This window comes from Shewanella canadensis (genome assembly GCF_003966225.1).
Classification (GTDB): Bacteria; Pseudomonadota; Gammaproteobacteria; order Enterobacterales; family Shewanellaceae; genus Shewanella; species Shewanella canadensis.
Genome location: NZ_RXNU01000003.1, coordinates 246,663 through 260,754 on the forward strand (window position 1 = coordinate 246,663; position 14,092 = coordinate 260,754).

At 43.7% G+C, this 14,092-nt stretch carries 16 protein-coding genes; 9 read left to right on the top strand and 7 right to left on the bottom strand.

Going from position 1 to position 14,092, the window contains the following annotated elements; all coding sequences use genetic code 11:
* Nucleotides 1-41: 41 nt before the first annotated feature.
* Nucleotides 42-1,082, bottom strand: coding sequence for a 4-hydroxyphenylpyruvate dioxygenase (gene hppD / locus EKG38_RS07195; RefSeq protein ID WP_126519605.1), 1,041 nt, complete (start codon nt 1,080-1,082; stop codon nt 42-44).
* A gap of 314 nt (nt 1,083-1,396) precedes the next feature.
* Here hppD and EKG38_RS07200 point away from each other — a divergent pair, with 314 nt between their 5' ends.
* Complete coding sequence (locus EKG38_RS07200; RefSeq protein WP_126519606.1) at nt 1,397-2,290, top strand: LysR family transcriptional regulator; 894 nt, start codon at nt 1,397-1,399, stop codon at nt 2,288-2,290.
* A 430-nt stretch (nt 2,291-2,720) separates the two neighbouring features.
* On the top strand, nt 2,721-3,077 hold the full coding sequence (locus EKG38_RS07205) for a DUF6508 domain-containing protein (protein WP_126519607.1): 357 nt from the start codon (nt 2,721-2,723) through the stop codon (nt 3,075-3,077).
* An 82-nt stretch (nt 3,078-3,159) separates the two neighbouring features.
* Here the strand turns inward: EKG38_RS07205 and EKG38_RS07210 are convergent, their stop codons facing one another.
* Nucleotides 3,160-4,152, bottom strand: coding sequence for a cytochrome-c peroxidase (locus EKG38_RS07210; RefSeq protein ID WP_126519608.1), 993 nt, complete (start codon nt 4,150-4,152; stop codon nt 3,160-3,162).
* Nucleotides 4,153-4,382: 230 nt separating this feature from the next.
* The gene (locus tag EKG38_RS07215; RefSeq protein WP_126519609.1) at nt 4,383-4,610 is read right to left on the bottom strand and encodes a PGPGW domain-containing protein; all 228 of its coding nucleotides are present in this window, start codon (nt 4,608-4,610) and stop codon (nt 4,383-4,385) included.
* Between the two features lie 213 nt (nt 4,611-4,823).
* Between EKG38_RS07215 and EKG38_RS07220 the strand changes: the two genes are divergently transcribed.
* A complete protein-coding gene (locus EKG38_RS07220; protein ID WP_126519835.1) occupies nt 4,824-5,555 on the top strand; it encodes a substrate-binding periplasmic protein in 732 nt (243 codons plus the stop codon).
* A 134-nt stretch (nt 5,556-5,689) separates the two neighbouring features.
* Here EKG38_RS07220 and EKG38_RS07225 read toward each other — a convergent pair whose 3' ends face one another.
* Nucleotides 5,690-6,097, bottom strand: a complete 408-nt coding sequence (locus EKG38_RS07225; RefSeq protein WP_126519610.1) for a YccF domain-containing protein — start codon at nt 6,095-6,097, stop codon at nt 5,690-5,692.
* A 205-nt stretch (nt 6,098-6,302) separates the two neighbouring features.
* On the opposite strand from EKG38_RS07225, the gene EKG38_RS07230 reads away from it, so the two are divergent.
* Nucleotides 6,303-7,223, top strand: a complete 921-nt coding sequence (locus EKG38_RS07230) for a 1-aminocyclopropane-1-carboxylate deaminase/D-cysteine desulfhydrase (RefSeq protein ID WP_126519611.1) — start codon at nt 6,303-6,305, stop codon at nt 7,221-7,223.
* Between the two features lie 326 nt (nt 7,224-7,549).
* On the opposite strand, the gene EKG38_RS07235 is transcribed toward EKG38_RS07230, so the two are convergent.
* Nucleotides 7,550-7,723 (bottom strand): hypothetical protein, encoded by a 174-nt coding sequence (locus tag EKG38_RS07235; RefSeq protein WP_012143017.1) that lies wholly within the window; start codon nt 7,721-7,723, stop codon nt 7,550-7,552.
* Nucleotides 7,724-8,554: 831 nt separating this feature from the next.
* Between EKG38_RS07235 and EKG38_RS07240 the strand changes: the two genes are divergently transcribed.
* Complete coding sequence (locus tag EKG38_RS07240) at nt 8,555-9,493, top strand: chemotaxis protein CheV (RefSeq protein WP_126519612.1); 939 nt, start codon at nt 8,555-8,557, stop codon at nt 9,491-9,493.
* A 40-nt stretch (nt 9,494-9,533) separates the two neighbouring features.
* Here EKG38_RS07240 and EKG38_RS07245 read toward each other — a convergent pair whose 3' ends face one another.
* A complete protein-coding gene (locus EKG38_RS07245) occupies nt 9,534-10,199 on the bottom strand; it encodes a hypothetical protein (RefSeq protein WP_126519613.1) in 666 nt (221 codons plus the stop codon).
* A gap of 117 nt (nt 10,200-10,316) precedes the next feature.
* Nucleotides 10,317-10,676, bottom strand: coding sequence for a DUF2750 domain-containing protein (locus EKG38_RS07250; protein WP_126519614.1), 360 nt, complete (start codon nt 10,674-10,676; stop codon nt 10,317-10,319).
* Between the two features lie 260 nt (nt 10,677-10,936).
* Here EKG38_RS07250 and EKG38_RS07255 point away from each other — a divergent pair, with 260 nt between their 5' ends.
* The 4 genes from EKG38_RS07255 (at nt 10,937) to EKG38_RS07270 (ending at nt 14,029) form a co-directional block, all read left to right on the top strand.
* Nucleotides 10,937-12,124 (top strand): lytic murein transglycosylase, encoded by a 1,188-nt coding sequence (locus EKG38_RS07255; protein WP_342775824.1) that lies wholly within the window; start codon nt 10,937-10,939, stop codon nt 12,122-12,124.
* Between the two features lie 170 nt (nt 12,125-12,294).
* Nucleotides 12,295-13,167, top strand: coding sequence for a WYL domain-containing protein (locus EKG38_RS07260; protein ID WP_126519615.1), 873 nt, complete (start codon nt 12,295-12,297; stop codon nt 13,165-13,167).
* Between the two features lie 82 nt (nt 13,168-13,249).
* The gene (locus tag EKG38_RS07265; RefSeq protein ID WP_126519616.1) at nt 13,250-13,732 is read left to right on the top strand and encodes an FKBP-type peptidyl-prolyl cis-trans isomerase; all 483 of its coding nucleotides are present in this window, start codon (nt 13,250-13,252) and stop codon (nt 13,730-13,732) included.
* A 75-nt stretch (nt 13,733-13,807) separates the two neighbouring features.
* Nucleotides 13,808-14,029 carry a DUF3389 domain-containing protein gene (locus EKG38_RS07270; RefSeq protein WP_126519617.1) on the top strand — a complete coding sequence of 74 codons (222 nt, stop codon included), beginning with the start codon at nt 13,808-13,810 and terminating at the stop codon, nt 14,027-14,029.
* Nucleotides 14,030-14,092: the final 63 nt, after the last annotated feature.

Below are 14,092 nucleotides of genomic sequence, written 5' to 3' on the forward strand. Positions count from 1 at the left end.
AAGTTGGCTGGTTTTACTTTTAGTTAACTAAGTTTAAACTATTACAGCACACCGCGGCGCTGTTGATCTCGCTCGATTGACTGGAACAGGGCGGTAAAGTTACCCTCTCCGAATCCCTGGTTATTTTTACGCTGAATGATCTCGATAAAGATGGGCCCGAACAGGTTCTTAGTGAATATCTGTAACAGGTAACCCTCCTCGTCGCCATCGACCAAGATCTGATGATGTTTAATTTTTTCTCTGTCTTCTGTCACCTGTGGCAACTTTTCGAAGATGGTGTCGTAATATTCAGGGATGATATCTAAGGTTTTTATCGATGAGCCTTCCATCGCATCTAACGAGGCGACAATATCACGACTCCGAAATGCCAGATGCTGAACGCCGGGTCCATCATACTCTCTGAGATATTCATCTATTTGATTCTTGTCACTGCCTTTGCCTTCATTAATCGGGATACAGAAGCTGCCGTCGGGTGAACGTAGTGCATAGGAGATTAAGGCCGTTTGGGCCCCTTTAATATCGAAATAGCGCACTTCTGTGAAACCAAAAATATCTTTGTAGAAGTTGGCCCAATGATCCATCGTCCCTTTGTAAACATTGTTGGTCAGGTGATCGACTTCGATAAAGCCTTTCTCCTGAGTGATCACAGGCTCTTCAAGATCGACGAAATCGTTTTGGTAGATATTATTTTCACTGCCGAACAGGTCGATAAAGTAGATCAGGCTGTCGCCAATACCGTAAATAGCTGGATAGGGATGGTCTTTATTGTCGTCTGCTGCGGGTTTAGCGCCGCGTGCTACAGCACCTTCGAAAGCAAATTGAGCATCTTCTACACGCCAGCCCATCGAACAGATCGCGGGTCCGTGAGTTTTAGCAAAATCGGCTGAAAATCCCCGAACCTGATTGTTCAACAAAAAGTTAATGTCGTTCTGCTTATAATAGCTAATGTCTTTCGTTTTACTTTTCTTTAGTTTAGAAAAACCGAAATCAATAAACACTTGATGCATGAAATCAAGATCTGGGGTGGCAAATTCTGTAAATTCTATGCCCAATAAACCCAGTGGATTTTGTTCGCTTGCCATTGTCTTGTCCTCGTTTAATTTGTTACTACTCGCAGCCACTCTTCGATGACTTGCGGGTGACGCTGATGCTCGACTTAGCCGGTTATCACCCCTGGAGGCGGTAGCGGTTTCATGTATCTCAACAGATGCATGAAATTTCAGTTTTACCCATTAACTATTGTGGTCAACTGCTTCGGATGGACTCGGCAGTTTTAATTAATTTGTGACGCACCTATCAATTTAGTTGCTCAAACCAGCAAAAAAAAGAATAATAATTCCGGCAACTCAATCATAATTTTAGATTGTATTCTTAAGTTTACACTGGTGAGGTGGATATGCGGGTCGATGTGGATGCATTTAAATTGCTGGAGGTGTTGGTCGAAGAGGGCAGTTTCTCTAAGGCTGCAGAGCGTTTGCATAAGGCTCAATCTGCGGTGAGCTATCAGGTGAAAAAACTCGAGCAGCACTTAGGTGTAAACCTATTTTGTCGAGATCAGTACCGGGCAGAATTAACACCTGAAGGAAAAGTTATCCTTGCCGAGGGGCAAAAGTTACTGCAAAACCTTGCAAATATTGAACATTTGGCAAGCCGATTTAGTGAGGGATGGGAACCTAAACTTGAATTGGTGGTTGATGGTTCTCTTCCTATGGAGCCAATAATGAAGGCCCTGAAACGTATGGCATCCAATCAGATCCCAACAAAAATCCAGCTAAATATGGAGTTTTTAGGTGGCGTTCAGGCCAGGTTTGAGCGAGACAATGCGGACCTTATGTTAGTGAAAGACTATCGAACCGGGCCTAATTATCGTCCTCGACCTCTTCCTGATATTAAGAGTGTATTAGTGGTTAGCAGCGATCATCCACTCGCGGGTGAGAAGAAGGTGTCACTGTTTGATCTGCAACGATATGTCGAGCTGACGATTGAAGACTCATCACCCGAGAGCAATTATCGAGATGACCTTCAGTTTGGGGGTGACAAAGTTTTCTACCTTTCAGGCTTTATCATGAAAAAAAATGCACTGGAGATGGGGTTGGGATTTGGTTGGATGCCTGATTTTCTTATTCATGAAGAGCTGAATCGTGGAGAGTTAGTTGAAGTCGACTTTCAAGGCGGCAGTCGATATAGCTTTACGCCGCAGTTAGTGTCAACGATGGAACGCCCACTGGGTAAAGCGGGTCGGCTATTTACGGACTTAATTCTCGAAGAGTTTGCCAACGCGAGTTTATAATACCAATCGGTATAACAGCCAATGTAGTTGAGGTATCTCTGCTGCATTGGCAGTGCTGCTTACTCAAAGTTACGATATTGCATTTTTGCATTGCAAAATGAAAATAATGAACAAATTTTAAACCCATCTAATTGGGTTTGAAATATTATTTAAGCCTCATTTCTGCGTGGATTTTATGCTCTTGAAATATTCTCATCGACTTTTAGGTTTCAAGTGATTGTTTATGATATCAATAGTTAAAATGGTCAATTAAACCCTACCTCATACCGTTAAGCCTGAGTACAGCATGCCAGTTATATACTCGATACATGTTCAAAACTCGGATGAGTGGTATGGCATATGCAGCACATGGTTAAGCACTAAAGAGTGTTGTGAATATGCCGATAAAATATCATAACACTGGATAATCCGAGATTGTTGGAGGTGTTAGATGAACCATATATTCTTGAAGCATACATCGGGCATTTATGCTAAATACGTTAATGATTTAGCATGTGGTGAGAGGCCCATTTCAGTTTGTCGGATCCAGGAGTTCACGGATGATCTTGCCAAAAGCTCAATGCTATTGAGTGAGTTCCAGTGGGACGATTGGTATCATAATAGCCATTTAGTTGACAGGCCTGAGTATATTGCGGATGCGACGCTGCATGAGTGTAAGTTATTGCTAACGGCCATGACCCGATTAGAGCGATTCAGCCCGGGGGTGTTGGATAATATGCGCCGTCAGGGAGTACTGCTCGCGATTATTGAGCGCTTCAATAGTTTCCCATTCAAGCTAGTGGGTTAAAGCAAAACGCCAGCATATTGCTGGCGTTTCGCTTTGAGAAAATGGGTATCTTCTAATGATGCGGTACGCTATTTAACTAATACTATTTACCGAAAGGGACGGGCTTAGGTGTATTCGCATTCGATGGCGGCAGGATCGGTAACACTATCTTGGGCTGCTCTCCGGTAAGTGACTTAAGAAATGCTACCATCTCAACTGTCTCTTTCTCAGATAATTGCTGACCAAGCTGAATATCAGCCATTGTGTTGACCGCTTCCTCTAAGGTCCAGGTCGCCCCATCATGAAAGTAGGGGTAGGTTAGTTCGATATTGCGTAGTGTCGGAACTTTAAAGACATATTTATCAGCCTCTTTTCCTGTTACTGCGATTCGACCCTCTGCCGGGTTTTTAGTGTGGAATGGTTTTACTAGTCCCATCTTCATATACATGGTGCCACCAACTGCGGGTCCATTGTGACAGCTGGTACAACCTTTATTTTTAAAGAGTTGATAACCTGATTTTGCTTCGGCAGTAATCGCGTCCTGCTCTCCTTGAAGATAGAGATCGAAAGGACTGTTCGGCGTGACCAATGTTTTTTCAAACTCGGCGATGGCATCGGTAATATTGTCAATGTTGACCGAATTTTTCCCATAAATGGCTTCAAATTTTGCCTGGTAGGCTGGCATAGAGTTTACAGTGGAGACGGCAAGCTCATGGGTGTAACCCATCTCTCCAGGATTAGCGATTGGCCCACCGGCTTGTTCTTTGAGATCTTTTGCGCGCCCGTCCCAAAATTGTGCCAGACCGTATTCAGCATTCAAGACCGTAGGAGAGTTAATCGGGCCCTCTTGCCAGTTGTGCCCAATAGAGGTTGGAAGCGCATCGACACCACCAAGTGATAAGTTATGGCATGAGTTACAGGAGATAAAACCAGACTTTGAGAGTCGTGGTTCGAAGAACAACATCTTACCCAATTCAACTTTTTCCGGTGCCGTGATCTTCGCAGGTTTGATAATTTCAATCGGCTCTTTCGCTACGGCTGGTGCAGTAGTGATTGCTGCCAGGATAGCCAGACAAAGGGGAGAAACTAGTTTCATTTGAGACCTCACATTAAGACTTGTTTTTTATGTGGTTATTTAGTGAGGGTATCTTATTAATCTAAACGAAATTTAGATAACGCTTTGTTTCGATAGGGACTATCGTGGAATTGGATTGGGTTTTCGTGAAGAGTGTCTCGGTTCAGTTCGCCATTCTCAGGCAGGCTGGTCGTTTGACCCCTAAAAAATCGCATTTATGCGACTTAAGCCGTAAATGGTGCGACTACAGATTAAGACTTCATTTTTCTTAATAGGATTTTTCTATCCAGCCAGGCGGCCGAAGCACGTAGTTGACGTTGACTCTTACGCAGCCACACTTTCGCCCAAGGATATTCCAGACTCAGGATGGCCAAACCAACGGGAAGCAGCAACCAGGCAGGTCCGGGTAAAATTAACAGGGCCGCGCCCACTAAGGTGAGTACACCTCCGCTTATCGTTATCATTGTTTTACGTAACATTGGCACTCCAGTTTTGGCCTTCTGATTATTACTCTCTCATTATTGAACGCGCTTAGACCAGTCAACAATTGTAACAAAGCTTAATCTGTCAGCCTGATAAAGAAGCTATACTGAGAATTGATACTCTTTGAAGGGGCGTTAGACATCGGTGGGAAGAGGGCGTTAAGCGGCGTGCGCAACTACATATTTTTCATCGCTATTCTGTGTCAGTTTATGCTGGTTATCGGAAGTTTTGCCGTGCCGGAAGCAAAAGCCGACACACTTCATTTGACCTCGCTTCACTGGCCTCCCTACTCGGGCAGTACCTTAGAGAAACAGGGGGCGACTATTGCAATTACCCGGGCGGCAATGAGAGCGATGGGGCATGAACTCATTGTTGGCTTTTTCCCTTGGAGCAGAGCCATAAGGCTCGTCAATCGGCCCGAGTCTAAATATGTTGGATACCTTCCGGCCTATAGCTATCCAACAGATGAATTTATTTTTTCAGATCCATTAGGTTCCAGTCCTTTAGGTTTAGTTGAACAGCATCTGCATCCCATCAGCTGGTCCAGTCTCGCAGATCTTAATCAGTACAGGCTAGGTGTGGTGAGAGATTACACAAACACGGCCGAGCTAGATGCCATGATTAAGCTGGGAACCCAAAGGGTCGAAGTTGTCAATTCTGATGAGCATAACGTAAAGAAGGTGGCTACCGCTCGCATCGATGCCGCTGTTATCGACCTACACGTTTTTGGCTACCTGTTATCTCAAAAAGAGTTGAAGTCACTCGCGGGGAAATTACAGATAAACAAGAAGACGCTTGAAGATAAGCAGATGTTTATCGCATTTAGAAACACGCCTGAAGGCCATTACTGGCGAGATATGTTTAATGCTGGCTTATCGAAAATTGATGCCGAATTGATTCTGGATGAGTATATGTCAGAGGTGAAAACAGGCAGTAAGTAAGCTTGCTGCGTAAACGAAAAACGCCGAACTAATGACAATTAATTCGGCGTCTTGGTTATGCGGTTAATGAGTGACCGGGAGTGTGACCATGTTTTACCGAGTCACACGTTAAAACGTATTGTTTAAACACCGCTCTAAGCTTTGGTGACAACCGTCTGCCCAATAGGGGTTAAGCTTAAAAGCGCTAATTTCAGGTGCTGAATACCAAATGGGATCCCGATAATGGTAACGAAACATGCCAACGCATGAGTAATGTGACCTATTGCAAGCCAGATCCCAAATAGTAAAAACCAGACGATATTGCCTAGGGTACCAAATGCGCCAGTACCTATATCCTCACTGCCAGTCAGGCTCCTTCTGCTCATATGATCTTGCCCAAATGGCCAGAAGGTCATTTCACCGATGACAAAACAGGCTCGACCAAATGGTATGCCGATAATACTGATATAACAGAGTAAGCCCGCTACCCACCAGGCTAAGCCCATAACAAATCCGCCGAGAACAAACCATGCAATGTTAAAGATTAAACGTAATACTGCCATTAAAAACTCCTTATAAAGGCAAAAGTTAAGCTGCGCTATACAGTTAATAAGCTAGAAACGTGCCAATTAAGTATCATTATGAAATATAGGCGTTTTTTGTTTTTTCTAATATTACCTGTTAGTAAAAATTACCAGCTTTTAGTGGTTTTGCTCGATAGACTTACAGTGATAAACTTGTCAGTTCAATAGTTTAGGTTTCAGAATTATGAAATTAAGTCATACCCCAGTAGATTCCATTGAGATGTTTGACAGAGACATTTTTGTTAAACGAGACGATCTCCTGCATCCGGAGTTTTCCGGTAATAAGGCTCGCAAATTTGCCTATTTTCTTGAGCATGACTTCCCGGATGTTAATAAGGTTATCGGGTATGGCTCTGCTCAGGCTAACTCGCTGTACTCTATGTCAGCGCTCGCTAAGTTGAGAGGGTGGCAGCTGGACTTTTATGTGGACCATATCGCCTCGCACATAAAAACACAGAAAGAGGGCAATTATGTCAGTGCTTGCCAAAATGGCGCCAATATCATTAATCTCAGCGAGCAGAGTGATCGAGAGGGGCGCGATACCTTGACCTATATAGAGGAGCAAGTACTGCCTAATCAAGCGCGTGCAGTGTTTGTTCCTGAGGGGGGAAGGTGCGGCTATGCCGAATTTGGTGTGTTTAAACTTGCAGAGGAGATCTGCGCGTGGTTTAGGGAGCTGGCTCTTTCATCTCTCATCGTGTTTCTTCCTTCCGGTACCGGTACAACTGCGTTATTTCTCAATAAATATTTTGTTGGTTCGGGGTTAGATATTCGTGTCTTAACTTGTGCAGCCGTTGGCGGTGATGGATACCTGAAACAGCAATTCGAAATGCTCAGTGGTGAGGCGGCGCATCATCCTGAGATTGTTGCCATGCCTAAGAAATTTCATTTCGGTAAGTTGTATCGAGAGTTTTATGAGATGTGGAAACGGGTCTGCAATACAGGTATCGAATTTGAACTTCTCTATGATCCTTTAGGCTGGATGGCACTTGAGCACTATCTGAATATGACGGCGGATAAAACACCTATCATGTACCTTCATCAGGGGGGGCTACTAGGCAATGTCAGTATGTTGCCTCGATACCAACGTAAATATGGCGGCTAATTCAACATCTGCAGGGCGGTCTTAAATCGAAGTAAGAAGCTAGAATTTGTTGAGAGGATAGGATCAATCATTGAGGTTTTTACCGTTTGGTCAGGCTGAGTATCTGTGAAATTGATACAGCCTGAACCAAAGGTAGATGTTACTTTACTGCCTGATAGCTGATTTAATGATGTCAGTCCTATCTGTTCCCATTTTCCGGTGGAAGTTTGGGTCACTCGATACCAGTGAGAGGTAGTGTATCGATTGGCATTATTTTTTAACTAATTGTATTTCTTTATTTTATTACAAACAGACTCTTTATCATCCATTTCTTTTATCACTGTGATTTATTTGTTGCTTGATAAAAGCCATTTCATAAACGATAACGCTTCGGTGCGTTTAGAAAAGGTTTGTCTGTTTTTCCCTTGGCTATCGGTGAAAGCGATAGAAGACTTATTTAAAGAGATAGAGTCTACCGGGAAATTTACTGTGATCTCATGACCATTGATATTGTACGACATATGTCATATTCCTTTTTATATTACTGCAAACCTTTGCAGCATGTATTTAACTATAAAATATCCTTAGCATTTTTGCGAAAGATGAGTGTTATTTGTGTTTCGAGACTACTCATCTTTAACAGCTTAATCAAGCATTTATATCATCTTCAAATGTTAACGTTTGTAACAAGTTCGAATTGGATATGCTTAATCGAGTCAAATTAAATCATAAATTTATGACAGTAAAATGACGAGCTATTAGATGTTGAACCAGGTGTATTAATATATTTTGTGAGGCAGTGACGAGAGGAGTCGGACTAACAAAAGAAAATTACAAGGGAATCTCAAAATCGGTGGCCATTATATCGTCAACGCCGGCCATGTCAACCCGTATTTAAGATGAATGATACTATTTACTGGATGCAGGAGGTGGAGCAACGCAGGAGCTTGTTGCCGAGAATGACTATTAGCTTCAATCCCCCGCCTTGCCTACAGGGTTTTGAACTCCCGCTGAATGGTCAGATATTTAATGCAATTGGTATAAATTATAAAAACTGCCACTTTTAATTATAAGTGTTAGAATTTTTGAGTCTTTTGATTGCTGCTGGTGGATTTTATCATAGTCAACCCGCTTACTTGGCTAGTGTGAAGCCCCTTGGGGCCCTTCAAGCGGGGTTAAAGCAACGTTGGATAGCTAAAGGTAATCAACAGGGCGTCTCACTTCTCAGGCCTTTGACTACTTATTTGTTTTAATTAGATCTGTAACTCAGTTCTGTGGGTAAGATAAAGACTATAATTAACAAGTAATATTTTGGTTGCTAACCATTATCCCTTTACCTTGAGAGTTGTATTATGGCAAAAATTCTTGATTCGGTTGATCAACGTACAAAACTCGTTGGTGAAAATAGGTTAGAGCTTTTATTGTTTCGAATAAATGCCACTCAACTTTTTGCAATTAACGTTTTTAAAGTCAAAGAGGTGGTTAAGCTCCCTGCATTAAGCGCTGTGCCGGGCAGTCATCCCCATATCAGTGGGGTTGCCAATATTCGAGGTACCTCCATTCCGGTTATCGATCTGCGTGCGGCTATCGGTTTTCAACCTATGTCAGACGATCAAGAGTCAAACTTGATTATTACCGAGTACAATCGAAGTGTACAAGGCTTTAGGGTTGGAAAGGTTGAGCATATTGTCAACATGACTTGGGGAGATATTTTGCCTCCGCCTAAGACTGCTGGAAGCAATAATTACTTAACGGCCATTACTCGCATCGAAACGGAAGGTCATACCCAGTTGGTCTCAATCATTGATGTTGAAAAAGTGTTGGCGGAGATCATTCACTATGATATTCGTCTCTCTGACGGGGTTCTCGATGAATCACTGGTCAGCGAGATGCATGGTCGCAGAATATTGATTGCCGATGACTCGTCTACCGCTCGCAGGCAGATTAAAGAGACATTAGAGCCTTTAGGGATAGAGATCTTAGAAACTTCAGACGGGTTGCAGGCTTTGAATGTCTTGAAAAAGTGGTGCGATGAGGGGAAATCTGTTCAGGATGAGATCTTAATGTTGATCACAGATGCCGAGATGCCCGAGATGGATGGCTATAAACTGACTCATGAGATCCGTAGTGATAAACGCATGAGCGATCTGTTTATTACCTTGAATACTTCATTGAGTGGCAGTTTTAACAATGCCATGGTTGAAAAAGTCGGTTGTGACCGATTCATATCTAAATTCCAACCCGATCTACTCGTGGATGTGGTGCAACAGAAATTAAGAGAGATAGTTTAAGCTGCATTGTATTGATTAAAGGCCATAGTTTATGGCCTTTTTAAAACCAGGTATCACTATGTAGTGGCTGCCCTTGCTCCAGAGCGATATCTTTCAGCACCTGTTGCTTGACCCTTTTATGGGAAGCGATATTAATTCGGCTGATGCGAACGGCATAGCCAAATCGACTTCTGCCCACCTGTGACAGTACGGCTTCAAAAAACAGTTTATCTAACCCTAAGATACGGCTGTAATGGCTCACCGCTTTTGAAAGAGAGCGATATTTGACGCCATCAAACTCAAAGCCCTGCTCATAGTCGCCGTTATCCAGCGGAATACCATTAACACTCAGTGGCCAACCCGGTGCATTGACTCTTTCTTTGGCGATCAGGTACATCATCCAGGCACTCTTCTTGAACCCTTCGAATACTTTACAGGAGAACTCAGAGTCGATGAGCTCTTGCTCTGTCCAATTGATACCGATTGCCAGATGTTTAGCGTAGATCCGCATAAGCTCATCTTTCACTGCGATCTGACAGTCCCAAATCGAAGTTAATTGGTTCTGTTTGGCCAGTTTTAAGCACTCTTTACAGGCGGGGATACTCAGGCTCTGATGTGGAGTAATGGCTGTGGCGTGGTATTCGAAGTTACCGTTACAGGGCTCAGCGCAAAACCAACAGGTATGGCGATAATCGAATGGTATATCGATAAGAGATAGGGAAGGCATGGATATTAAGCTCGAGCATGGAGGGGGAGTCAGGCTTCTTAACCGTAATTTATCCTGTGAGGAGTGTTGTTAAGGTTAAGAAGCCACTTTCGCTCAGTAAGCGTTACTCAGCTTGTTTTATTCTTCTTCGATATTTACCAAAGACTGAGCAAGTACGATAGGATCAACTTCTAAACACTCTTTTTCGGCTTGCCAATCTGTGCCGATAAGAACGCCATCGTCGTTAAGATCTGACACCCAAAACTCCAGGAACTCAACCAGAGTGATAGAGACTGGCTGGTAGTTAGACCACTCTTCACTGCAATGTACTTTAGCATGCGCTTCAGTTGACCATAACGGCATAACATCAGTGTCTTCGTATTCAGAAGAGTCACATACAACCCAACCTTCACCAGTTTCATCCTGCAGTCCCCAGACGGCTTGGTGTTCTTTTACGTTTTCGATAAAGCTGGTAAGCAATGGATTTGTTTCAGTCATGTTAGGTCTCTTAGGTATGAATATTTAACCGACTCATTATACGGCATGAGCCGCATTCTCCAAGAAAATCTTTAGATTTAACCTGGCTAATTTTTGCAGAATAGAATAATTGCAATTTAATCTCACTTAATCGGGGATAAATACTTAATATATGCTGTCTGTATCGTTATTATGGTCTGTACTAACGGCTACAGGCCATAGCCATGATTTTCATTTTTATTGGGCCGATATCTTTTTTATGCATTCTTGGAGTATTCATTTTGATTAAACATGTCCCGTTAGCCTCCCTGTTATTTTTTTCAAGCTTATCTTCAATGCCCGCCAGCGCCGATGACTTTGCCTCTTGTGTTATTAAACTAAAAGAGACCGCGCAAGAGCAAGGGCTATCGAGAGACACCATAGACAACACCTTGGCAAAGGTAAAATATGTATCTCGAGTTATCGAATTAGACAAGAAACAGCCGGAGTTTAGCCAAACGTTCGATAACTATTTCAGCAAAAGGGTGACCGACTGGCGCGTGAAGGAGGGGAGAAAGTTACTAAAAGAGAACCGAGAACTCCTCAATGAATTATCACAGAAATACGGGGTGCCGCCTCAATACCTGATGGCGTTTTGGGGGCTGGAAACTAACTTCGGCTCTTATAAAGGGAAAATGCCGGTACTCGACTCTTTAGCAACGCTGGCCTGTGATCCCCGCCGTAGTAAATATTTCACCGGCGAATTGATGAAAGCCTTGAAGCTTAAAGAGGAGTATCAGTTTAAGTCCTCACAGATGGTCGGCTCATGGGCTGGCGCTATGGGCCACACACAATTTATGCCTAGTGCTTATGCAAAATATGCGGTCGATGGAGATGGCGACGGTAAAGCCGACCTTTGGAACAGCACCATTGACGCATTGACTTCAGCGGCAAACTTTTTGAATCAACTCGGCTGGCAACGTAATGAACGTTGGGGCCGTGAAGTCAAACTGCCCAATGATTTCAGTTATGGATACCTCGGTAAGGACAAGGCTCAACCTCTGGCCGAGTGGGTAAAACTTGGGGTGACTAAGAGTGATGATGCTCCTCTGTCTACACCGGATATGAACGCCGCACTCTATCTGCCTGCGGGACATACCGGCCCGGCATTTTTAGGCTATAAGAACTTTGATGTGATCATGCGATGGAATCGTTCTGAGTTTTACGCCATTGCGGTAGGGCATCTGGCCGACAGAATCAATGGGGGTGTTAGTTTGGCCGTTAAGCCACCCAAGCAGGACAATTTAAGTCGCGCCCGTGTCAAGTCGTTGCAGGCGAAGTTAAATGAGAAAGGATTCGATGTAGGAAAGCCTGATGGGGTGATGGGCAATAACTCCAAAACCGGTTTAAGAGCGTTTCAACTGAGTGTTGGACTGGTTGCAGATGGTTTTCCAAGTGAAGCGACCTTTAAGGCCTTAGGCGTTATTTAAGCCTGTTTGCATTAGCCACTCTCCATAATTAAGGTGTAATCACAATGATTGCACCTTTCTTTTTTATCAATTATATTATCCCTTTAATCGCTGTTAAATACCTATTGTCATTCGAATTCTGCCGACTGGTATGAATAACTGATATCTGAATCTGGAAGCTTGCAAAGCCTATGAACTCAATGGATAACCTTTCTCACGCTCAAAAACAGCGCCTCGCTTTTATCGACTTTAGTTTGCAGTATTTTGGGCAGGTATCCCGTCAGGATCTCATTAAGAAATTCGCAACGGGCCTTGCCGCCGCGACGCGTGATTTTGCCAGTTATCGAGAGTTTGCACCGGTTAATATGACCCTGGTGCATCAGACGAAGAGTTATCATAGAAAACCTGAGTTTAAAGCCCTGTTTCAGCATGAACCCGAAGGCATTTTACATGGTTTAGCGAAAGGCTTTGGTGATGGGCTGTCTCAGCCTATTTCGCCCAGTGAAATATGTATCGATGCGATTCAGTTGATCCACCCTGATACCGAAATTATTGCGGCATTGATGCGCGCTATTCAAAATAAGCGGGCCTTAAAAGTTAAATATGTCTCGGTCTCCTCGGGTGAAAGAGAACGTGAGATAGTGCCCCATGCTCTGGTTAATAATGGTCAGAGGTGGCATGTCAGGGCATTCGACAGGACTCACCAGGTATTTACCGATTTCGTGGTGACCCGTATCAAAGCCATCTCAAGTGCGAGTAGTGAGCCTAAGTTCAATGAGACTCAGGTAAAAGACACTCAATGGGATAATATGATCACTTTGAACCTGATCCCTCATCCAAGCCTAGATCACCCTGAAGCGATTGCACTGGATTACCAGATGCAAGATAACAAGTTGGAAGTGGTGACAAGAGCGGCGTTAGCGGGATACCTGTTAAGGCAATGGAGCGTAGATTGCTCAGCAAAACATCAAATTAGCTCAGGTGTTTGCCAATTAGCGCTGTTGAATCTGGACGTTCTCAGTCAGGTTGAACACCTTACCATAGTGCCCGGTGGCGGGCGATAATTTAGGTTAGGGCTAGAGAGTACAAATGAGTTTTGCTAAGCTGCGACTCAAAACAGAGTCAACAGACAGTTAAGGACATTTAATGAGCATTAAAAACGATATGGTTGTTCAGTTTAATTACACATTACGCGATGAACAGGGAGAGGTGTTAGAGACAAATGAAGGTCTCGATCCAATTGCGTATCTCCATGGCCATGACAACATGATGCCGGGTGTCGAAGATGCGATTAATGGTAAACAAGCCGGTGAGAAGTTTTCTGTCACCCTACCTGCGGCAACAACCTACGGCGAGCGTAATGAAGATTGTGAGCAGCGCGTATCAGTTAAGCACCTAGAGGGCGCAAAAATTTGGAAGCCGGGAATGCGTGCGCTAATCAACACAGATCAGGGTCAGCGTCAGGTGACCATTATTAAAGTGGGTAAGTTTATGGCGACGGTCGACATCAACCATCCGTTAGCCGGTCGTGAATTGACATTTGACATTGAAATTGTCGATGCACGTGATGCGACAGATGAAGAGAAAGCACACGGTCATGCCCATGGTAAGGGCGGTCATCATCACTAATAAATGAGTGTATGAAGAAAAACCAGCAATTTTTTGCTGGTTTTTTTGTTTTTATGAAGAGATAAAGGTTGGCGTATGGTTATCGAATTTTCACAAGGCAAAATTATTCTGACTCCTTTCGAAGTTCAGGTGAGGTTATCCACTTCAGGTACGACCATGTATGCCATGGTGGAGGATATTAAGTTCAATGACGAGGCCTTGATCATCAATGCCGATGCCGGCGCCGTCAGATGGAGCCTGAGACTAGACACGCTCGAGCAGCTTAACGCAATCCGCGAAGAGCTCGGCATCGGGTAATCAATATACGGGCCCTTAGGAACGATTCTGCTTCAAGCAACAGAACTCGTTCCGTAATGGCCG